Source organism: Mycobacterium shunyiense, assembly GCF_058270075.1.
Window position 1 is genome coordinate 605,101 of sequence record NZ_JBZDPU010000015.1, and the last position, 19,069, is coordinate 624,169.

Annotated in this window: 23 protein-coding genes and 3 tRNA genes; 12 read left to right on the top strand and 14 right to left on the bottom strand. The window is 65.4% G+C overall.

Going from position 1 to position 19,069, the window contains the following annotated elements; all coding sequences use genetic code 11:
* Positions 1-23 precede the first annotated feature (23 nt).
* Together AC4ELH_RS17300 and AC4ELH_RS17305 are read left to right on the top strand one after the other, a co-directional pair.
* The gene (locus AC4ELH_RS17300) at positions 24-545 is read left to right on the top strand and encodes a DinB family protein (protein WP_498885591.1); all 522 of its coding nucleotides are present in this window, start codon (positions 24-26) and stop codon (positions 543-545) included.
* Positions 546-548: 3 nt separating this feature from the next.
* Positions 549-1,151: a DinB family protein gene (locus tag AC4ELH_RS17305; RefSeq protein WP_448448200.1), complete on the top strand. Its 603-nt coding sequence runs from the start codon at positions 549-551 to the stop codon at positions 1,149-1,151.
* A gap of 45 nt (positions 1,152-1,196) precedes the next feature.
* Here AC4ELH_RS17305 and AC4ELH_RS17310 read toward each other — a convergent pair whose 3' ends face one another.
* Positions 1,197-1,823, bottom strand: a complete 627-nt coding sequence (locus tag AC4ELH_RS17310; protein ID WP_463805147.1) for a TetR/AcrR family transcriptional regulator — start codon at positions 1,821-1,823, stop codon at positions 1,197-1,199.
* 77 nt (positions 1,824-1,900) lie between these two features.
* Here AC4ELH_RS17310 and AC4ELH_RS17315 point away from each other — a divergent pair, with 77 nt between their 5' ends.
* From AC4ELH_RS17315 to AC4ELH_RS17345, 7 genes are all read left to right on the top strand, one after another.
* Entirely contained in the window at positions 1,901-2,896 is a 996-nt protein-coding gene (locus tag AC4ELH_RS17315; RefSeq protein WP_463805148.1) for an oxygenase MpaB family protein, read from the top strand.
* Between the two features lie 52 nt (positions 2,897-2,948).
* Positions 2,949-4,322, top strand: a complete 1,374-nt coding sequence (locus AC4ELH_RS17320; protein ID WP_448448199.1) for an ABC1 kinase family protein — start codon at positions 2,949-2,951, stop codon at positions 4,320-4,322.
* A gap of 9 nt (positions 4,323-4,331) precedes the next feature.
* Positions 4,332-5,249, top strand: coding sequence for an alpha/beta fold hydrolase (locus tag AC4ELH_RS17325; protein WP_064886399.1), 918 nt, complete (start codon positions 4,332-4,334; stop codon positions 5,247-5,249).
* A 158-nt stretch (positions 5,250-5,407) separates the two neighbouring features.
* A complete protein-coding gene (locus AC4ELH_RS17330) occupies positions 5,408-6,286 on the top strand; it encodes a cyclopropane mycolic acid synthase family methyltransferase (RefSeq protein WP_135359472.1) in 879 nt (292 codons plus the stop codon).
* 184 nt (positions 6,287-6,470) lie between these two features.
* Positions 6,471-7,331, top strand: a complete 861-nt coding sequence (locus tag AC4ELH_RS17335; RefSeq protein WP_064886342.1) for a cyclopropane mycolic acid synthase family methyltransferase — start codon at positions 6,471-6,473, stop codon at positions 7,329-7,331.
* A 105-nt stretch (positions 7,332-7,436) separates the two neighbouring features.
* Positions 7,437-8,132, top strand: coding sequence for a YciI family protein (locus AC4ELH_RS17340; protein WP_498885595.1), 696 nt, complete (start codon positions 7,437-7,439; stop codon positions 8,130-8,132).
* A 6-nt stretch (positions 8,133-8,138) separates the two neighbouring features.
* A complete protein-coding gene (locus AC4ELH_RS17345) occupies positions 8,139-9,386 on the top strand; it encodes an RNA polymerase sigma factor (protein WP_498885597.1) in 1,248 nt (415 codons plus the stop codon).
* Between the two features lie 83 nt (positions 9,387-9,469).
* On the opposite strand, the gene rplA is transcribed toward AC4ELH_RS17345, so the two are convergent.
* The 13 genes from rplA to AC4ELH_RS17410 form a co-directional block, all read right to left on the bottom strand.
* Complete coding sequence (gene rplA, locus AC4ELH_RS17350) at positions 9,470-10,177, bottom strand: 50S ribosomal protein L1 (RefSeq protein WP_064886344.1); 708 nt, start codon at positions 10,175-10,177, stop codon at positions 9,470-9,472.
* 81 nt (positions 10,178-10,258) lie between these two features.
* Positions 10,259-10,687 carry a 50S ribosomal protein L11 gene (gene rplK, locus AC4ELH_RS17355; protein WP_003881829.1) on the bottom strand — a complete coding sequence of 143 codons (429 nt, stop codon included), beginning with the start codon at positions 10,685-10,687 and terminating at the stop codon, positions 10,259-10,261.
* 70 nt (positions 10,688-10,757) lie between these two features.
* The gene (gene nusG, locus AC4ELH_RS17360; protein WP_463790930.1) at positions 10,758-11,588 is read right to left on the bottom strand and encodes a transcription termination/antitermination protein NusG; all 831 of its coding nucleotides are present in this window, start codon (positions 11,586-11,588) and stop codon (positions 10,758-10,760) included.
* A gap of 27 nt (positions 11,589-11,615) precedes the next feature.
* Positions 11,616-12,083 (bottom strand): preprotein translocase subunit SecE, encoded by a 468-nt coding sequence (gene secE, locus AC4ELH_RS17365; RefSeq protein ID WP_498885600.1) that lies wholly within the window; start codon positions 12,081-12,083, stop codon positions 11,616-11,618.
* Between the two features lie 70 nt (positions 12,084-12,153).
* Positions 12,154-12,226, bottom strand: a tRNA-Trp gene (locus tag AC4ELH_RS17370).
* A gap of 172 nt (positions 12,227-12,398) precedes the next feature.
* The gene (gene hadC, locus AC4ELH_RS17375) at positions 12,399-12,908 is read right to left on the bottom strand and encodes a (3R)-hydroxyacyl-ACP dehydratase subunit HadC (protein WP_064886347.1); all 510 of its coding nucleotides are present in this window, start codon (positions 12,906-12,908) and stop codon (positions 12,399-12,401) included.
* A gap of 13 nt (positions 12,909-12,921) precedes the next feature.
* Positions 12,922-13,350 carry a (3R)-hydroxyacyl-ACP dehydratase subunit HadB gene (gene hadB / locus AC4ELH_RS17380; protein ID WP_055110091.1) on the bottom strand — a complete coding sequence of 143 codons (429 nt, stop codon included), beginning with the start codon at positions 13,348-13,350 and terminating at the stop codon, positions 12,922-12,924.
* Complete coding sequence (gene hadA / locus AC4ELH_RS17385) at positions 13,350-13,814, bottom strand: (3R)-hydroxyacyl-ACP dehydratase subunit HadA (protein WP_064886348.1); 465 nt, start codon at positions 13,812-13,814, stop codon at positions 13,350-13,352. The genes hadB and hadA overlap by 1 nt, the downstream gene beginning before the upstream one ends.
* Before the next feature lie 9 nt (positions 13,815-13,823).
* On the bottom strand, positions 13,824-13,991 hold the full coding sequence (gene rpmG / locus AC4ELH_RS17390) for a 50S ribosomal protein L33 (protein ID WP_003881823.1): 168 nt from the start codon (positions 13,989-13,991) through the stop codon (positions 13,824-13,826).
* 46 nt (positions 13,992-14,037) lie between these two features.
* Positions 14,038-14,111, bottom strand: a tRNA-Met gene (locus AC4ELH_RS17395).
* A gap of 69 nt (positions 14,112-14,180) precedes the next feature.
* A tRNA-Thr gene (locus tag AC4ELH_RS17400) sits at positions 14,181-14,253 on the bottom strand.
* A 110-nt stretch (positions 14,254-14,363) separates the two neighbouring features.
* The gene (locus tag AC4ELH_RS17405) at positions 14,364-15,599 is read right to left on the bottom strand and encodes a globin domain-containing protein (RefSeq protein WP_498885604.1); all 1,236 of its coding nucleotides are present in this window, start codon (positions 15,597-15,599) and stop codon (positions 14,364-14,366) included.
* Entirely contained in the window at positions 15,596-16,048 is a 453-nt protein-coding gene (locus AC4ELH_RS17410) for an RrF2 family transcriptional regulator (protein ID WP_064886350.1), read from the bottom strand. The genes AC4ELH_RS17405 and AC4ELH_RS17410 overlap by 4 nt, the downstream gene beginning before the upstream one ends.
* A gap of 134 nt (positions 16,049-16,182) precedes the next feature.
* Here AC4ELH_RS17410 and AC4ELH_RS17415 point away from each other — a divergent pair, with 134 nt between their 5' ends.
* The 3 genes from AC4ELH_RS17415 (at position 16,183) to AC4ELH_RS17425 (ending at position 19,059) form a co-directional block, all read left to right on the top strand.
* Positions 16,183-16,908 carry an MBL fold metallo-hydrolase gene (locus AC4ELH_RS17415; protein WP_055110099.1) on the top strand — a complete coding sequence of 242 codons (726 nt, stop codon included), beginning with the start codon at positions 16,183-16,185 and terminating at the stop codon, positions 16,906-16,908.
* Positions 16,909-17,148: 240 nt separating this feature from the next.
* A complete protein-coding gene (locus AC4ELH_RS17420) occupies positions 17,149-18,138 on the top strand; it encodes a T6SS phospholipase effector Tle1-like catalytic domain-containing protein (protein WP_498885607.1) in 990 nt (329 codons plus the stop codon).
* A 72-nt stretch (positions 18,139-18,210) separates the two neighbouring features.
* Positions 18,211-19,059: a DUF8453 domain-containing protein gene (locus AC4ELH_RS17425; protein WP_064959265.1), complete on the top strand. Its 849-nt coding sequence runs from the start codon at positions 18,211-18,213 to the stop codon at positions 19,057-19,059.
* Positions 19,060-19,069 lie beyond the last annotated feature (10 nt).

A 19,069-nucleotide genomic window follows, 5' to 3' on the forward strand; every position in this document is an offset into this window, starting at 1 on the left:
TATATGCGTGAAACAGTGGTCTCATGTGGACAAACCTTCTGGCCGATCAATTGGACTTCCACTGGACGAATCAACTGAGGCCGCGATTGGACGGCCTCACCGACCACGAGTACTTCTGGGCACCGGTCCCCGACTGCTGGACGGTTCACCCCGACGGCGCCATCGACTTCAGTTATCCACCGCCACAACCGGAACCGTTCACCACGATCGCCTGGCGGCTGGCACACGTGATCGTCGGTGTGTTCGCGATGCGCAACCACTCGCACTTCGGCGGACCGCCGGCGGACTACGAGTCGTGGCCGTACGCCACCGATGCGGCCACGGCCCTGCACCAACTCGACGACGCGTACCGAAATTGGATCGACGGGCTCAGGTCGCTGAGCGAAGATGACCTGCAACGTCCGTGCGGTCCCGCCGAGGGGCCCTACGGTGATGAGCCGATGGCCGTGCTGGTACTGCACATCAATCGGGAAGCGATCCACCACGGCGCCGAAATCGCTTGTATCCGAGATCTTTACGCCCACTCAATCAACAAGGAGAACTGAACCATGCCAGGAATGCCGCCTCCCGCCGCCGATGAACGCCGGAACCTTGTCGAGTTTCTCGCCTTTCAGCAGAACGCCTTCTTCGCAGTGGCGCACGGCCTGACCGACGAGCAGGCGCGGTCCACGCCGTCGGTGAGCGCGCTGTCGGTCGGCGGTCTGATCAAGCACGTCACCGCCGTGCAGAAGAGCTGGGCCGACCGCGCCGAGCACGGACCGCAGTTCCCACCGGCCGATCCCCGCCCATTCGAGGAACAGGCCGCCGACTACGCCGACATGCACGTGATGCGCGAGGACGAAACCCTGGCCGGGCTACTCGACGCGTTCAAGGCCCAGAACGCCGAGACGCTGCGGGTGTTCGCCGAGCGGGACCTCGACACCGCGGTTCCGGTGCCCCACGATGTGCCGTGGTTCCCACAGGACGTCGACAACTGGTCGGTGCGGTGGGTCGTCATGCATCTGATCGAGGAACTCAGCCGCCACGCCGGGCATGCCGACATCATCCGCGAATCGATCGATCGCGCAACGATGTACGAGTTGCTCGCGGCCGAAGAGGAGTGGCCCGAGACCGAGTGGATCAAGCGGTGGCGGCCGGTCGCTCAAGCCTGACGGCGCTGCGTGCTTACCGGCCGCGCCTAATTGGCGGCACCGGGTCTAATTGCCGGCACCGCCGCCGCTGCCGAGCACCAGCCGGAGCGCGTAATCCACCACGACGTCGAGGTCGTCGCCCAGGTTGCCGCTCAGCCACTGCTGGGCGAGCTCGGCCATCGCACCGGTGTACATGGCCGCGCCGATCTGGGCGGCCACCGGATCGGAACCCGGGCGCAGCCGACCGCCCTCGGACAGCACGGCCTCGCGTAACAGGTCCTGGGTCGCCGTGCGGCGGGCGGCCAGTACCGGGTTGGCCCTGGCGTCGGTGAACAGGATCCGTCCCCGCCGCGGGTCGGCCGAGCTGAATCCCAGCACCGCGGCGATCCCGGCGCGGGTCCTGGCCCGCAGCGAATCGGCGGCGCTGGCCGTCGCCGCTTCGACGTCGACCGCCAGGGCAGCGCTGACCTCGTCGTACACCGCACCGAGCAGGTCGTCGGTGTCGGCGAAGCTCTCGTAGAAGTAGCGGGTGTTGAGGCCGCATTCGCGGCAGACCGAGCGCACCGAGACTGCGGCCTCTCCCCCGTCGCCGAACAGCCGGAAAGCCGCGTCCACCAGCAGGGCGCGGCGTTCGGCCCGGCGGTCGGTCAGCGGCACACCGGCCCAGCGGGTCGGGGTGGGTGCTCCGGTCATTCCTTCAGATTAGATCTGGTCACACCCGTACCCAAAATGTATTCTGGCTACAGACGTAACCAGAAAGGGGTCCCGCGGTGGACATGCCACACCAAATCCTCGAGCAGATGCTGCAGCGGAAGTTCGACACGGACATCCGTCAGCACTACTTCCGTGGCATGGAGTTCGCTGGACCGGCCGGCGATCCGGGGTGGTTCGGCCCCGGCAGCGCCGTCTGGCACGTCCACTCCCACACCGAGGCGCTCATCTTCGGCCTGCAGTGCGCGGCGTACATGGAACGCCTCGATCCCTCCATCTACTGGATGGGCATGCACCATTCGCGTCTGGTCAAGCGCGACGAAGATGGCACCGCCATCCCCGTCATCGATCCGCAGGGCGCGGCCGTGCGCCTGGGGCACTCCATCGCGTTCTTCATCGGCACCGCCTACGGCAACACCGAGACCGCCGAGCGCGTGGCCAAGACCGTCCGCGCCATGCACCACACCATCAAGGGGACCCGCCCCGACGGCGCGGTCTACGACGCCGACGATCCGGACTGGCTGCGCTGGAACTACGCGACCGTGGTGTGGGGACTGGCCACCGCGCACGAGATCTACCATCCGAACCCGTTGCGCGGTAAGAAACTCGACCGCTACTACGGCGAGTTCATCCGCGTCGGGCACGCCCTGGGCGGCACCGACCTACCCGAAACCAAGGCCGAGACACTGGAGTGCCTGCACTCCTATCTGCCCAGGCTGGCGCTGACCCACGGCGCGGCCATGGCCACCGGCCCCAATCTGCCGATGCCGCAGAGCGCAGTGGACTGGGCAATCCGCGACACCATGCCGAAGTGGGCCAAGCAGCTGATCGGGCACACCGATCCGAATCCGATCGAGCGGGCCGCCCGCCGCGCCATGGTGTGGTCGGTCATCAACGGACTGCACACCGCGGCCGGCAACACCCTGGAGTTCCGGGCGGCCCAAAAACGGGTCTCCGCCGGAACCACCGCGCCGCACACCGAGCCCACCTACGTGCCCGGAACCGACCCGATCCTGAGCCGTGACGAGGTCGAGGAAAGTTTCGCGTCGGTGTGACTCACGGCACAGATGTTTTTGGCCGCACCGTGGCCTTTGAGACACTGCAGCTATGAGCACTACGCCGCCGAAAACCAAGCACCGCGAGGTCGCCAGGTTGAGCCGGGTGCCGCTGCCCGTGGAAGCCGCCCGTATCGGCGCTACCGGTTGGCAGATCACCCGCACCGGGGTCCGCGTCGCGGCCAACATGTTCGGGCGCGGATCCCTGCAGCAGAAGATCGTCAAGCAGGTACCGCAGGCCTTCTCCGACCTCGGCCCCACGTACGTCAAGTTCGGCCAGATCATCGCGTCCAGCCCGGGCGCGTTCGGCGAGCCGCTGAGCCGCGAGTTCCGCAGCCTGCTCGACCGGGTACCGCCGGCCGACACCGATGAGGTGCACAAGCTCTTCGTCGAAGAACTCGGCGACGAGCCCACGAAACTGTTCAAGAGCTTCGACGAGAACCCGTTCGCCTCGGCCTCGATCGCCCAGGTGCACTACGCCACGCTGCACAGCGGCGAGGAGGTGGTGGTCAAGATCCAGCGCCCCGGGATCCGTCGTCGCGTCGCCGCCGATCTGCAGATCCTCAAGCGCGGGGCGCAGCTGGTGGAGCTCGCCAAGCTGGGCCGGCGGCTGTCGGCCCAGGATGTGGTCGCCGACTTCGCCGACAACCTGGCCGAAGAGCTCGACTTCCGGCTGGAAGCCCAGTCGATGGACGCCTGGGTCTCGCACATGCATGCCTCGCCGCTGGGCGAGAACATCCGGGTCCCCCAGGTGTACTGGGACCTGACCAGCCAGCGGGTGCTGACCATGGAGCGGGTCACCGGGGTACGTATCGACGACGTCGCTGCGATCCGCAAAAAGGGGTTCGACGGCACCGAGCTGGTCAAGGCTCTGCTGTTCAGTGTGTTCGAGGGCGGCCTCAAGCATGGCCTGTTCCACGGGGACCTGCACGCGGGCAACCTCTATGTCGACGACAACGGCAAGATCGCGTTCTTCGACTTCGGCATCATGGGCCGCATCGACCCGCGCACCCGCTGGTTGTTGCGCGAGCTCGTGTACGCCCTCCTGGTCAAGAAGGACCATGCCGCTGCGGGCAAGATCGTCGTGCTGATGGGGGCCGTGGGCACGGTGAAGCCCGAGGCGCAGGCCGCCAAGGACCTGGAGAAGTTCGCCACCCCGCTGACGATGAAGTCCCTCGGCGACATGTCCTACGCCGAGATCGGTAAGCAGCTCTCGGCGCTGGCCGATGCCTACGACGTCAAGCTGCCCCGCGAGCTGGTGTTGATCGGCAAGCAGTTCCTCTACGTCGAGCGGTACATGAAGCTGCTGGCGCCGAAGTGGCAGATGATGAACGATCCCCAGCTCACCGGGTATTTCGCCAACTTCATGGTGGATATCAGCCGGGAACACAAGCAGGGCGAAGACGGCGACGGGATCGAGGCCTGAATGGCCGGCATGAAGGTGCGATCAGGGTTCGCGAAGTCGTCGGCGGAATCCGGCGATGTCGACCTGTACTACGAGGACATGGGCGATCCGAACGATCCGGCCGTGCTGCTGATCATGGGCCTCGGTGCCCAGATGCTGTTGTGGCGCACCGGTTTCTGCGAGAAGCTGGTCAGTCAGGGGTTGCGGGTCATCCGCTATGACAACCGCGACGTGGGGCTGTCCACCAAGTTGTCCGGCAAGCGGGTCGATTCCCCGCTGCCGCTGCGGATGGCCCGGTCGTTTCTGGGGCTTCGGAGTCCGTCGGTCTACACGCTCGAAGATGTGGCCGATGACGCTGCCGCCCTGCTCGATCACCTCGACATCGACAATGCCCACATCGTCGGCGGTTCGATGGGCGGGATGATCGCCCAGGTGTTCGCCTCCCGTTATGCGCAGCGCACCAAGTCGCTGGCGGTGATCTTCTCCAGCAACAACCAGCCGCTGTTGCCGCCGCCGGGTATCAAGCAATTGCTGTCGGTGATCACGGGCCCGCCCGCCAATTCATCGCGAGATGCCATCATCGACAACGCCGTTCGGATCAGCCGGATCAACGGCAGCCCCGGCTACCCCACTCCCGAGGCGGAGATTCGGGCCCAGGCCGCCGAACTGTACGACCGCGCCTACTATCCGGCCGGGATCGCCCGGCACTTCGACGCCATTCTCGGCAGCGGCAGCCTGCGCCACCACGACAAGCGGATCAGTGTGCCCACTGTGGTGATCCATGGTCGCTCCGATCGGCTGATGCGCCCGTTCGGGGGCCGCGCGGTGGCGCGTGCGATCAGCGGCGCCCGCCTGGTGTTGATCGACGGAATGGGCCACGAGCTGCCCGAACCTGTGTGGGACGAGATCGTCGGCGAGCTGAAGACGAACTTCGCGAGTTCCGCCTGATACCTGCGTCTGCAACGTTAATTCGTTTGCCGGCGCCGGAAAGCTCGGTAGCTGGCCGTGCCCGCTCTACTGTTTTTTAGAGCAGTCTGGGGGGCGGCTAGGTCAAGACGTGGCTTAGTGCGGCTCTCGCCAGTCCGTCTTCGTTCGTTAGGCGCCGCATGGCAAAACAGCCGGCAAATCTCAAACCCCACTTCGACGACGTGCAGGCCCACTACGACCTGTCCGACGATTTCTTCGCCCTGTTCCTGGATCCGACCCGGACGTACAGCTGCGCGTACTTCGAACGCGACGACATGACGCTCGAAGAAGCCCAGCGCGCCAAGATCGACCTGGCGCTGGGCAAGCTCGGATTACAACCGGGAATGACCCTGCTCGACGTCGGATGCGGCTGGGGCGCGACGATGATGCGCGCAATCGAGCGCTACGACGTGAACGTCGTGGGCCTGACCCTGAGCCGCAACCAGGCCGCTCACGTGCAGACGCTGTTCGACGACTCCGACTCGCCTCGTTCCAAACGGGTGCTACTGGCCGGATGGGAGGAGTTCGACGAGCCGGTGGACCGGATCGTGTCGATCGGGGCGTTCGAGCATTTCGGCCCCGACCGGTATACAGACTTCTTCCGCTTCACCCATCATGTTCTGCCGGACGACGGGGTGATGCTGCTGCACACCATCACCGGGATGCACCCCCGAGACGCTCACGAGAGAGGCATCCCGCTCACCTTCGAGCTGGCCAAGTTCATCAAGTTCATTCTCACCGAGATCTTCCCGGGCGGGCGGCTACCCACGGTGGAGATGGTCGAGGAACATGCGCAGCGGGGATCGTTCACGCTGACGCGTCGGCAATCGTTGCAGAAGCACTACGCGCGAACCCTCGACCTGTGGGCAGCCAATCTGGAGGCCCACCACGATGAGGCCGTCCGGACCCAGTCCCAGGAGGTCTACGACCGCTACATGCGCTACCTCACGGGCTGCGCGAACCTGTTCCGCGTCGGCTACACCGACGTCAACCAGTTCACCCTGCATGTCGCCGGCTGATTTCCTTCGCCAACGAAGCACCGCGGATGCATTACCGCAGGCAACACCGGAAAAACGGCGGTGCAGCCCGAAAATTTTATTTGCCAAGGCAATTCATTGACGGCGACGGCAACAGGGCGTCGGGTCGAGCCTGCGGTACTCTGAGATTCGCGGGGAGAACTCTACAGCTTGGAGCATATCGAATATGTCCAAATTGACACCGAAATATGAAGAACTGCAGTCGATCTACGACATTTCCAACGAATTCTACGAACTCTTTCTAGGCCCGACCATGGGCTATACGTGCGGCTATTTCGAGCGCGAGGACATGACCGGCGACGAAGCCCAGATCGCCAAGTTCGATCTGGCACTCGGCAAACTGGGTCTGGAACCAGGGATGACGCTGCTCGACGTCGGCTGCGGCTGGGGTGCCGGCATGGCCCGCGCGATCGAGAAGTACGACGTCAACGTCATCGGCCTGACGTTGAGCGGTGAGCAACGCGAATACGCCATCGAGAAGCTCGCCAAGATTCCCACCGAGCGCAACGTCGAGGTCCGGCTCCAAGGTTGGGAAGAGTTCAACGACAAAGTTGACCGCATCGTATCGATCGGCGCATTCGAACATTTCGGATTCGAGCGGTATCCGGCGTTTTTCGAGACGGCCTATAACGCACTGCCCGACGACGGCATCATGTTGCTGCACAACATCACCGGATTCGACCTCCGGCAGGGCCAGAAACTCGGGCTTCACATGACGTTCGAAGATGCTCGGTTCGCGCGGTTCATCATGACCGAGATCTTCCCCGGCGGAAGGCTGCCCTCGGTGTCGATGGAGGAAGAGAAGGCCAAGGAAGCCGGCTTCACCGTGGCCAGGATTCATGAGATCGGTCCGCACTATGTCCGGACGCTCAAGATCTGGGCCGACGCGCTCGAGGCCCACAAGGACGAGGCCATCGCGATCCAGGGCCAAGAGGTTTACGACCGCTACGACAAGTACCTCAACGGCTGCCAGAAGTACTTCGCCTCCGGCCACATCAGCGTGCATCAGTTCACGCTGCAGAAGTAGTCACCGAAATTTTTTCGGTGGGCTGTCGGATCCCAGCACCCGCGTTCGTCGGATAGGTAGAGAGTGGAACAGAGGGTTCCCACTCGCTGACGCCGGGAGATGACGATGCACTACTTCGCTTTACTTATCAGCCAGGACGTGGAACTCGCCCCCGAACAGCGGGCCGAGGGCATGGCAGCCTTCCAGGCTTTTCACGCCAAGGCCGGGTCCGCGATCCGGGCGGGCGACGCACTGGATCGGGCGGCCACCGCCACCCGCATCACGGGCGGGCCGGACCACCCGACGGTCACCGACGGCCCGTACGCCGAGGGGGCCGAGGTGGCGTGCGGCTACTACGTGTTGGAGGCCGACAATCTCGACGAGGCCCTGGCGCTGGCCCGCGACATTCCGGTCGCACACTTCGGTGCGGTCGAAGTGTGGCCGATGGTCCACTGGCAGGCGCCCGAGCAGCCATTGGGCAACGATTGGCTGGCACTGCTGCTGGAGCGTCCCGAGGACGTCAACACGCCGGGCACCGAGGAGTGGAACCGGCAGGCCGGCCGGCATGTCGAACTCGCCAACACCATCGGCGACAAGACACTTGCCGGTGCGCCGCTGCAACCGCCGTCCACCGCGACGACCGTGCGCGTGCGTGACGGCGAGGTGACGCTCACCGACGGTCCGTACGCCGAGGGCGCCGAGGTGGCCAACGGCTTCTATGTGCTGCGAGCGTCCGATCGTGAGGAGGCGGTCAAGCTGGCGTCGATGATTCCGGCGTCGGCCATCGAGGTCCGCCAGTTGTCGGCCGTCTCGGGCCTGTAGTTCTCGGTGACCCAGCTGGACGGCGTCTTTCGGCGCGAGTGGGGCCCGGTGGTGGCCACCATCGCGCGTTGGTCGGGTGACCTCACCGTGGCCGAGGACGCCGTCCAGGAGGCCTGCGCACAGGCCGTGCAGACATGGCCTGCCGATGGTGTGCCCGCCAATCCCGGTGCATGGTTGACGACAGTGGCGCGCAATCGGGCCCTGGATCGTTTGCGACGTGAATCCGCCCGTGCCGGAAAGGAACTCGCAGCGGTGTACGAGCACGTGAGCGCGACCGACGGCGGGGGCGCCGAGCTGCAACCGGTGCGCGATGACGAGCTGCGGATGATGTTCACCTGCGCCCACCCCGCGCTGGACCGCAGCTCGCAGCTGGCCTTGACCCTGCGGCTGATCTCCGGTCTGACCGTCACTGAGATCGCCCGGGCCCTGCTGCAGTCCGAGGCCGCCGTGGGGCAACGAATCACCCGGGCCAAGAACAAGATTCGTCAAGCGAACATACCGTTGCGGGTGCCGCCGCCGGAGCTTCTGGGTGAGCGGACGCCGCACGTCCTCGGGTGTATCTATTCGGTGTTCACCGAGGGCTACTGGTCGACCGGCGGGCCCTCGGCTATCCGTGACGAGCTGTGCGATGAGGGTGTGCGGCTCGCGGGCGAACTCTGCTCGTTGATGCCGGGCAACCGCGACGCCCATGCGCTCGCCGCGCTTGTGCTGCTGCATGATTCACGCCGACGTACCCGGGTGGGCGAGGACGGCGCGCTGATACCGCTGGATGAGCAGGACCGCAGCCACTGGGACCGTGGCCGCATCGCAAGGGGCCTGGAACAACTGCGTATGGCCGACGGTGCGGCCGGCACGTATCTTCCGCAGGCGGTGATCGCGGCACTGCATGCCACGGCGCCCACCTGGCAGCTCACCGACTGGGGCACCATCTGCCTGGCCTACGACCAATTGGCGGCGATGACCGACTCGCCAGTCGTGCGCGCCAATCGTGCAATGGCCGTTGGCTTTCGCGACGGGTTCGAAGCCGGACTGGCCGCACTCGACGAGGTCGCCGACGATCCACGGCTGGTCCGGACGAATGCCGTGGCGCCGATCCGGGCGGATCTACTGCGTCGTGCCGGCCACCTCGGCGAGGCTCAGCGCTGGTACCGCGTCGCACTTGACGGCGAAGGCGTGGCGTCCGAGCCGGCGCGGGCGTTCCTGCGTCGCCGCCTCGCCGAGTGCACCCCAGAAACGCCGAATGGCCAGTTATGACACGCGATTCAGAGAATCTTGTGCCGTAACTGGCCACTCGAGCTTAAGGACTACGCCTCGGTGCCGATGGTCGGCTCCGCGAGCTACGCCTCGGTGAAGTTCCGGGTCACCGACGGGTCAACCGGGATACCCGGGCCGGTGGTGGTGGAGACAGTCACCTTCTTGAGGTAACGACCCTTCGAGGAGGACGGCTTGGCCCGCAGCACCTCGTCGAGGGCGGCGCCGTAGTTCTCGGCCAGCTTGGCCTCGTCGAAGGACGCCTTGCCGATCACGAAGTGCAGGTTGGCCTGCTTGTCGACGCGGAAGTTGATCTTGCCGCCCTTGATGTCGGCCACAGCCTTGGTGACATCGGGGGTGACGGTGCCGGTCTTGGGGTTCGGCATCAGACCGCGCGGGCCCAGCACGCGGGCGATCTTTCCGACCTTGGCCATCTGATCCGGGGTGGCGATCGCGGCGTCGAAGTCCAGGAAACCGCCCTGGATCTTCTCGATCAGGTCGTCGCTGCCGACGACGTCGGCGCCGGCGGCCAGTGCCTGCTCAGCCTTCTCGCCGACGGCGAACACGGCGACGCGGGCGGTCTTACCGGTGCCGTGCGGCAGGTTGACGGTGCCGCGGACCATCTGGTCAGCCTTGCGGGGGTCGACGCCGAGGCGGATGGCGACCTCGACGGTGGCGTCCTGCTTCTTGGAGGAGGTCTCCTTGGCCAGCTTCGCGGCCTCAAGCGGGCTGTAGAGCTTGTCCCGGTCGACCTTCTCCGCGGCTTCGCGATATGCCTTGCTGTTCTTGCTCATTGAAAATCCAATCGTGTTGCTGGAGTCGTGGTGCGGGCCGATGCCAGCCCTTCCACTCGGGTTGTGGAGCTAACCCGGTACTTACTCGACCGTGATGCCCATGGAGCGGGCGGTGCCGGCGATGATCTTCGACGCGGCGTCGATGTCGTTGGCGTTGAGATCGGCCTTCTTGGTCTCAGCGATCTCGCGCACCTGATCCCAGGTCACCTTGGCGACCTTGGTCTTGTGCGGCTCGCCCGAGCCCTTCTGCACACCGGCTGCCTTGAGCAGCAGCTTGGCGGCGGGCGGGGTCTTCAGTGCGAACGTGAAGCTGCGGTCCTCGTAGACGGTGATCTCCACGGGGATGACGTTTCCGCGCTGCGACTCGGTCGCGGCGTTGTACGCCTTGCAGAACTCCATGATGTTGACGCCGTGCTGGCCAAGCGCAGGACCGACCGGCGGGGCGGGGTTGGCCTGCCCGGCCTGGATCTGCAGCTTGATGAGCCCGGCGACCTTCTTCTTCGGGGCCATGCTTCTGGTGTTCCTTTACTTGCTCATCCAAGGGCGCGTAAACGCCCGTTGTTTCTAGCCGCTGTGGCGACTAAATCTTGGAGACCTGGTTGAAGGTCAGTTCGACCGGAGTCTCGCGGCCGAAGATGGAGACCAGCACCTTGAGCTTCTGCTGCTCGGCGTTGACCTCGCTGATGGAGGCGGGCAGCGTCGCGAACGGGCCGTCCATGACGGTGACGGACTCGCCGACCTCGAAATCGACCAGGATCTCGGGCCGTTCCAAGGTGGCCTCGGTGCTGGCACCGGGGGTGGCGGCGGCGCTGGACTTGGCGGGCTTCTTGGCTGCGCCCTGCGGCAGCAGGAACTTCACCACGTCGTTCAGCGACAGCGGGGACGGACGCGACGTGGCGCCGACGAAGCCGGTGACGCCGGGGGTGTTGCGCACCGCGCCCCACGACTCGTCGTTGAGCTCCATGCGGACCAGGATGTAGCCGGGCAGCACCTTGCGGTTGACCTGCTTGCGCTGGCCGTTCTTGATCTCGGTGACCTCTTCGGTGGGCACCTCGACCTGGAAGATGTAGTCGCCGACGTCCAGGTTCTGCACGCGGGTCTCGAGGTTGGCTTTCACCTTGTTCTCGTAACCGGCGTACGAGTGGATGACGTACCAGTCGCCGGGCTTGAGGCGCAGTTCCTTCTTGAGCGCGACTGCCGGGTCCTCGTCTTCGTCGACTTCGTCGACCGCGGGCGCCTCTTCGGCGGCTTCGTCGGCCGGAGCCTCTTCGGCCTCGTCGGCCGGGTCGGTCTCGTCGACCGAGTCGGCCGCTACAACCTCTTGGCCCTCAGCCGATTCATCGGTTTGCGACTCGACGCCGTCGACGTCAACGGTCTCGGCAACGGTCTCGTCGCCGTCGAACGTGGTCACGTTGTCAGTCCTCTCTCAAATTCCGGATCAGGTGCCGAACACGAGCGACACCAGCCGCGCCAGGCCCAGGTCGGCGCCGGAGATCAGCGCCACCATGAACACCAGGAAGACCAGCACCACCGAGGTGTAGCTGACCATCTGCTTGCGGTTCGGCCAGATCACCTTGCGGAGCTCGGCAACGACCTGCTTCAGGTAGTTGACGACGAACATGATCGGGTTGCGCGACGGCCCGGTCCTCTTGGCCTTCGCGTTCTTCTTGGCCTTCTTCGACTTACCGGAGTCGGCCTTGGCATCATCGCTCGACGCGTCGCCCTCGGCGGCGTCGTCACCGTCGGCCTCACCAGTTGCACCACGACGGCTCCGCTTGCCGGTCGGGCGCAGCGGCCGGGTCACCACCGCGGTCTGACCGTGCGAGGTGTCCGTTGCCCCGGTGTCGGTGCCGGTGTCGGTTCCAGTGTCGTCTGCGGAGCCGGCACCTTCGCGCTCGTCGCTCACCGCATGCCTTTCATCCTGGTTTGTATGTCCACCTTCCAGTGTCCACACGTTGTCGAGTATTCAGTTTGAGCAGGGGCGACAGGACTTGAACCTGCAACCTGCGGTTTTGGAGACCGCTGCTCTGCCAGTTGAGCTACGCCCCTCTGTTGGTGACTTTCTGGCGCTTTCGTCACCGTACTGCGCCGAGGCTTACACAATTCGCGCGCGGCCCGTTCGATGGTCAAGCCGACGGACAGCGCGCTGAAATGGGAAAAACCCCGAGTGCCGAGTGTACCCGGCAGGGGCCCGAGAAACTAATCGCGCCCCTGCTGACGACTACTCGCCGGCGGCCTTCCGCATGACCTTGCCGGTTTCCGGATCCCACTTGACCTGGATGGAGTCGTCGGCGTCGTGACCCATCATCGTGGTGATGGCTTCGAGGACCACCTCACCGTTGTCGTCGGTGCACACGTTGTGCGTGACGACGATGTCCGCGCCGAAGCGCTCCTCGACCGAGGCGACCTCCATGACGGCGTGCAGCTGATCGCCGGCCTTGAGCGGCTTGCGGTACAGGAATTTCTGGTCCACCTGGACGATCTGCTTGGTTTCCATGCCGATGTCGACGTTCTGGAAGAAGTGTTCCTGCACCAGCAGCGCCAGGGTGGAGGCGAAGGTCAGCGGTGCGACCAGGGTGTCGTGGCCGAGTTCGGCGGCGGCAGCCTCATCGTGGCTGGCCGGGTCCATGGCCTTGACGGCCTTGGCGTACTGGCGGATCTGCTCGCGGCCGATCAGGAAGGGATACGGATACTTCCAGACCATTCCCCGGATGTCAGCCTTGAGTGCCATGGCCCAGAACTCCTTACGCCAGTTTTGCGGTCGCTGTGGCCCGCCCGAAGATCTTCTTTCCGCCTGCGGTGGCCGAGATGGCGAGGGTGACCAGCTTCTGCTCGGGGTCGACGGACTTGACCCGTCCGTTGAAGACGATCTCGGCGCCCACACCGTCGTTGGGGACGGGCACCACCGCGGTGAAGCGGACGTTGTACTCGGTCACGGCAGCCGGGTCGCCGACCCAACCGGTGACGTAGCCGCCGCCGAGGCCCATGGTCAGCATGCCGTGGGCGATCGCGGTGTCGAGGCCGACCTGCTTGGCGATCTCGTCGTCCCAGTGGATCGGGTTGAGGTCACCGGACACACCGGCGTAGTTGACCAGGTCTCCACGGGTCAGCGGGATCACCCGCTCCGGAAGCGTGTCACCGACCTGAACTGAACTGAACTCGCGCAGCGCCATCAGTTAAAACCCTCTTCTCCGTCGCCCGCACGCCCGGCCAGGGTCGTGTAGGCCTCCTGGACCACGTCACCTTTGTCGTCGGTGATGATGTTCTTGGTCACGATGATGTCGGTGCCGTGCGCCTTGCGCACGGAATGCACGTACACGTCGCAGTACAGCTTGTCACCGGCCTTGACCGGCTTCAGGAACTTCAGCTCCTGATCGACCTGGACGATCTGGGCATCCTGGATGCCGATGTCGGCCCACTCGAAGAATGCCCACTGCGCCTGGTAACCGAAGATGCAGATGAAGGTCAGCGGCGCCGGCAGCGAGTCGTGGCCGATCTCTGCCGCGGCAGCCTCGTCGTGGAAGAACGCATCGTCGTTCTTGACCGCGATCGCATGCTCGCGGATCTTCTCGCGTCCGACTTCGTAATGCTCAGGATGCCGATAATGCATCCCGACGATGCTGGTCGAAAGAGCCACAGCGAATGGCTATCGCGACTCTTTGTGCGGCTGGTGGGTGCCGCAATTGGGGCAGAACTTCTTGATCTCGAGCCGGTCGGGATCGTTGCGGCGGTTCTTCTTGGTGATGTAGTTGCGGTGCTTGCACACCTCGCACGCCAAAGTGATCTTCGGCCGTACGTCGGTACTCGACGCCACGTCAGTTCTCCCTGCTCAAAATCACGCTCTGCTTTTGATGTTCCTGTAGCGGTGGGGAGGCTCGATCTCCCGACCTCACGATTATGAGTCGTGCGCTCTAACCAGCTGAGCTACACCGCCCCGGATGGTCCCAGGTGGGGCTCCACGTCCGGATACTCCCGCGTCGCTTCGCTCGCCTGGCGTCCACCGAGCCCCCTAACGGAATCGAACCGTTGACCTTTTCCTTACCATGGAAACGCTCTGCCGACTGAGCTAAGGGGGCTTGTCCCGCAGCGTTGCGGCTGCGGGGCCTTAAAGAGGGTACAACCTCCCCGGCAGCCAAACCAAACCGCAGGTCAGCGCGGCCGCCGGGGAGCTGTTTTGCCTGGTCGGTTAATCCAGAAGCCAATCGTTGGGCGCGAACAGCTCGCAGTGCACCCGCTCGTGGGCGATTCCCCGGTCGCTCAGCTGGGTGCGGACCGCCTCGACGAATCCGGCCCCGCCACACAGGTAGTACGCGGCGTCGGCGGGCAGATCGATCCCGTCGAGCTTGAGCAGTCCGGCGTGCACGCCGGCCGCCCCTCCGGTGACACCGTCCTCGTACCAGAGGTCGAGGCCGGCGTTGGGCAGTGCGCCGATCAGCTCGTGCTGGCGTTCGCGCATCGGTTGGCCGCTGTCGCTGCGGTCGGCGTGCAGGACCCGCACCTGGGTGTCGGGCGCCTCGGCGGCCAGGAACTCCAGGATGCCGACCATCGGGGTGATCCCGATGCCCGCCGACACCAGCACCAGCGGGCCATCGGGCTTGCCGCCGGTGTACAGGTCGCCGAACGGCAGCGTGACGTCCAGAAGGTCGCCGATGCACAGGTTGGCCCGGATCCAGGACGAGACCTCGCCGGCGGGCTGGTCTGCGACGGCGCCAACGGGCTTGACCGCAAACGTCAGATCGGTGGATCCCGGCGCGCCGACGAGGCTGTACTGGCGTAGCTGACGGGCGCCGTCGGGAAGCGTGACGCCGACCGAGACGTATTGCCCGGCAATGAAGTTGACGGGTTCTGCGGCGCGGACCGTGACCAGCACGGCTCCGGACGGGTCGTCGACGCGGGAGACGACGCGCAACCGCCGGAAGACGTCACCGGGTTCCACGCCGGCACCGGCGTAGAGGTCACGCTCCAGGGCGATCAGGGTGTCGGCCATGATCCAGTAGACGCGGTCCCAGGCCTCGGCCACCTCGGGCGTCACGGTGTCGGCGCCCAGTACCTCGACGATCGCGGCGAAGAGGTTGTCGTGCACGATCGGGTACTGGTCGGCGGTGATGCCCAGCGAGGCGTGCTTGTGGCCGATCCGGGCCAGCAGCGCCGACGGGTGCGGCAGGTCGGGGTTCACCAAGTGGGTGGCGAACGTGGCGATGGACGCTGCCAGCGCACGCTGCTGGGCGCCCTGGGCCTGGTTGCCGCGGTTGAACAGGTTGCGCAGCAGCTCGGGGTGGTTGGCGAACAGCCGGCGGTAGAACTCCGAGGTGATCTCGTCGATGTGCGCGCCGATGAGAGGCAGTGTCGCGGAGACGATCTCGGCGTGCTTGGGCTCCAGTTCGTCGCGTACCGCAGACGGCTCGGGGCTGGTGACGGTCATCGGGGATTCCTTTCAGGGGTGGTGAGTTGCAGAACAATCGGTAGGCGGCTGTCAGCCGTCAGGTCTGTGACGGTGTATCGGTCGAGTTCGCGATAGAACGCCTCCTTTGCGTCGGCCAGCACCCGGCGTAGCCGGCAGGCTGCGATGAGCGGGCATGGGGAGTCCCCGCCGCATTCGATGACCTCGCGGTCCCCTTCGAGTTCGCGCACCAGCCAGCCGATCGAGGCATTGCGCCCGGCCTCGGTGAGTACCAGTCCCCCGACGCGGCCGCGCCGCGCGTGCACCATGCCGAGCTCGGACAGCTTGGAGACGGCCTTGGCGACGTGATGCTCGGAGGCGTTGGCGCCCGAGGCGATGGTGCGGGTGGTGATGCGCCGGTCCTCGGTCTCTCCCGAGGACAGCAGCATCAGCGTGCGCAGTCCTAGGTCGGTGAACCGGGTGAGGTGCATACCGATGACGCTAGTAATTCCGCATTTTTGATGCGAGTTTTATCGGTGTGGGTTCAAACACGCCATGACGTGCGGTTTTTGGACCTGCAGGGATGCGCGAAGAAGGCGATGCGCGGCACCAATACGCTGGACGCATGTCCGAGCCCAACGCCCAAGACCGCTTGTACTTCCGGCAGTTGCTGTCGGGCCGCGACTACGCGGCCGGCGACCCGATCGCACAGCAGATGCGCAACTTCTCGTATCTGATCGGGGACCGCGAGACGGGCGACGCGGTCGTGGTCGACCCGGCCTACGCGGCCAACGATCTCGTCGACGCGCTCGAGGCCGACGACATGCGCCTCTCCGGCGTGCTCGTCACCCATCACCACCCGGACCACGTCGGCGGCACGATGGCGGGCTTCACCCTCAAGGGCCTCGCCGAACTGCTGGAACGCCAGAGTGTGCCGGTCCACGTCAACTCCCACGAGGCTGACTGGGTCTCCCAGGTCACCGGGATCGCACCGAGTGAGCTGACCTCGCACGTCCACGGCGACAAGGTTTCGGTCGGCGCGGTGGAGATCGAGCTACTCCATACTCCCGGCCATACGCCGGGCAGCCAGTGCTTCCTGGTGGACGGCCGACTGGTCGCCGGGGACACGTTGTTCCTCGACGGATGCGGTCGCACCGACTTTCCCGGCGGCAATGTCGACGACATGTTCCGCAGCCTGCAGGCGCTGGCCCAGCTGTCCGGAGACCCGACCGTCTTCCCGGGGCACTGGTACTCGGAAGAGCCGAGCGCCCCGCTCGATGAGGTCAAACGCAGCAACTACGTGTATCGCGCGTCGAACCTCGACCAATGGCGCATGTTGATGGGCGGCTGATGAATCGTTTCAGTGCGGCCAAGTACGGAATCCACTGAATTAACGATCACGAAACGGGGCAAACCCGCCCTGCGACGGTCCTCCTGCCACGGATTTCGTTGCACAAGCTGTTGCAACGGGAACTACGTACCGTTCTGCGCGATTCGAGTAGTGCAATACTCAGGACATCAGTCCGCAGACCCGGCAAAGTACTAGTCAGCATCAGTTGAGCAATAGTTGACAGTCCCGCCGGGGGTCGCCGTGAAGAACATCGTGCTGTGCTTCGACCACACAGATGAACATTCCGGGTTCCGTGACGCGTCGAATACCGAGATGCTGTTTCGGTTGCTGGACGGCACCGATCAGTTGACCTGGTATCACAGCGGCACAGCCACACGACAAGCCAGACGGATCGCGCCGGGCCGCCGGGGCGACCCGGCCAGCGAAGCCCGGGCCGCCATCGCCGAGGCCTATCACTTCCTCGGCGATGCGTGGGATCCCGGAGACCAGATCTTCGTGTTCGGCGGCGGCGAGGGCGGGCATCGCGCCGGTGAACTCGCCACCCTGCTCGGCACGGTCGGCTTGTTGCCGGCTCATTCCGATGACGTACTCGACTACGCGCTCGCCACCTATGTGCTGCCGCGCACGGCGCGCACGCCCCAGGACTGGCGACAGATCAGGGTGTTGGCGGCGCAGTTGTTCGGTGATCGCGATCCGGCCGTGCCCGTGCGGTTCGTCGGGCTGTGGAATGCCACGGCCACGCCCGGAACCAAGCGCCACATGGGCCCGCTGCCGACAGTGGAGTCCGGTCGGCACGCGGTGGCGGTCGACGGTGGTCGCCGGACGATGCGGTACTGCGAGAGCCTTGACGAGGTCTGGTTCCGGGGAACCCGCGACGACCTCATCGGCGGCACCGGAGCGTGCTGGCCGCTGGCGGACATCGCCCTGGACTGGATGTTGGACGGAGCCATCGGGGCGGGGCTGCGAGTTCATGACCACAGCGCCTGCCCCACCGATCTCGACGCGCTGGCCGGGACCGCGCCGGCGATCGGCCGGTGCCGGACGCCACTGGACGCCAAGGTGCACGCCAGTGTCGAGGTGTATCTGCGCTCGCACCCGCACTATTGGCGGCGATTGCCCGCGCGCATCGAATGGGCCGATATCGAGTGGCTGGCGCGTGGCGAGCGGTTGGTCCACACGCCGGTGACCGTGCCGGTGCAGCGCGACATCCTCACTGCCGTCGCCTCGTGAGGACGCTGGTTTGACCGAAGTTTGCTGAGCCGGACCGCTGCCCAGGGTGAATGTCCGTGATATACCCACTTGGTGGGGATCATCGATTCAGTCACGGACCGGGGGCGTGAGTTGGCTAGTTTCGAACCGGGTGCATGGACTGCGCTCGCAGCATGGGTGGCGATCGTCGTCATCGTCGTCGCGTTGATCTATGCGTGGCGGCAGTATCTGAAGGCCAGGGATCGGCGCGCCGAGCTGACCCAGCCGAACGTATCGATGTTCATGGAGCCGAGCAGTGCCGATTGGCACCTGGTGGAGCTGGTCGTCCGCAACTACGGCCAGCGCCCGGCGTACGGGTTGCGGTTCGAGTTCGCGAACCCTCCCACGGTCGGCAAGTACGAGAGCTCGTATGACGACAACTTCGTCGACATCGTGCCGTTGAACCTGCCCGCCGAGATCCCGTATCTGGCGCCGTCGCAGGAGTGGCGCATCGTGTGGGATTCGGCGCTGGACCGCAAGCAGCTCGGTGAGGCGATCGCCTCCCGCTTCGACGGGGCGGTCACCTATTACGACGAGCCGGGCTCAGCCGGCAAGCCCAGTGGCCGCAAGCTGCGCAACACCGCGGTGCTGGATTGGGCGACGTTGCCGCCGGTGGACCGCATGGAACTGCTGACCACCCACGATCAGGCCCGGCGGGAGAAGCAGAAGCTGGAGTTGTTGCGCGGCGTGCTGACGTATTTCCAGTACGCGGCCAAGGAGACGGACGAGCAGAAGCTGCGTTCGGAGATCAACCGCATCAACGCCATGGGCGCCGAGATGCGCTCCCGCTGGCGCGATCGCTACGAGGCCGGCGACGACGATGACGATGATTACGACGATGACGATCCCGAGACCGATCTGATCAAGCCGGCGACGACCTCCGGCAGGCGTCACCGGGCCTGAACCCACTCGC

What these genes read in the sequence shown, in the direction of transcription:
- AC4ELH_RS17300 (WP_498885591.1), top strand. Translation starts at nt 24, where the DNA reads ATGTGGACAAACCTTCTGGCCGATCAATTGGACTTCCACTGGACGAAT.
- AC4ELH_RS17305 (WP_448448200.1), top strand. Translation starts at nt 549, where the DNA reads ATGCCAGGAATGCCGCCTCCCGCCGCCGATGAACGCCGGAACCTTGTC.
- AC4ELH_RS17310 (WP_463805147.1), bottom strand. Translation starts at nt 1,823, where the DNA reads ATGACCGGAGCACCCACCCCGACCCGCTGGGCCGGTGTGCCGCTGACC.
- AC4ELH_RS17320 (WP_448448199.1), top strand. Translation starts at nt 2,949, where the DNA reads ATGAGCACTACGCCGCCGAAAACCAAGCACCGCGAGGTCGCCAGGTTG.
- AC4ELH_RS17325 (WP_064886399.1), top strand. Translation starts at nt 4,332, where the DNA reads ATGAAGGTGCGATCAGGGTTCGCGAAGTCGTCGGCGGAATCCGGCGAT.
- AC4ELH_RS17330 (WP_135359472.1), top strand. Translation starts at nt 5,408, where the DNA reads ATGGCAAAACAGCCGGCAAATCTCAAACCCCACTTCGACGACGTGCAG.
- AC4ELH_RS17335 (WP_064886342.1), top strand. Translation starts at nt 6,471, where the DNA reads ATGTCCAAATTGACACCGAAATATGAAGAACTGCAGTCGATCTACGAC.
- AC4ELH_RS17340 (WP_498885595.1), top strand. Translation starts at nt 7,437, where the DNA reads ATGCACTACTTCGCTTTACTTATCAGCCAGGACGTGGAACTCGCCCCC.
- rplA (WP_064886344.1), bottom strand. Translation starts at nt 10,177, where the DNA reads ATGAGCAAGAACAGCAAGGCATATCGCGAAGCCGCGGAGAAGGTCGAC.
- rplK (WP_003881829.1), bottom strand. Translation starts at nt 10,687, where the DNA reads ATGGCCCCGAAGAAGAAGGTCGCCGGGCTCATCAAGCTGCAGATCCAG.
- hadC (WP_064886347.1), bottom strand. Translation starts at nt 12,908, where the DNA reads ATGGCACTCAAGGCTGACATCCGGGGAATGGTCTGGAAGTATCCGTAT.
- hadB (WP_055110091.1), bottom strand. Translation starts at nt 13,350, where the DNA reads ATGGCGCTGCGCGAGTTCAGTTCAGTTCAGGTCGGTGACACGCTTCCG.
- AC4ELH_RS17405 (WP_498885604.1), bottom strand. Translation starts at nt 15,599, where the DNA reads ATGACCGTCACCAGCCCCGAGCCGTCTGCGGTACGCGACGAACTGGAG.
- AC4ELH_RS17410 (WP_064886350.1), bottom strand. Translation starts at nt 16,048, where the DNA reads ATGCACCTCACCCGGTTCACCGACCTAGGACTGCGCACGCTGATGCTG.
- AC4ELH_RS17415 (WP_055110099.1), top strand. Translation starts at nt 16,183, where the DNA reads ATGTCCGAGCCCAACGCCCAAGACCGCTTGTACTTCCGGCAGTTGCTG.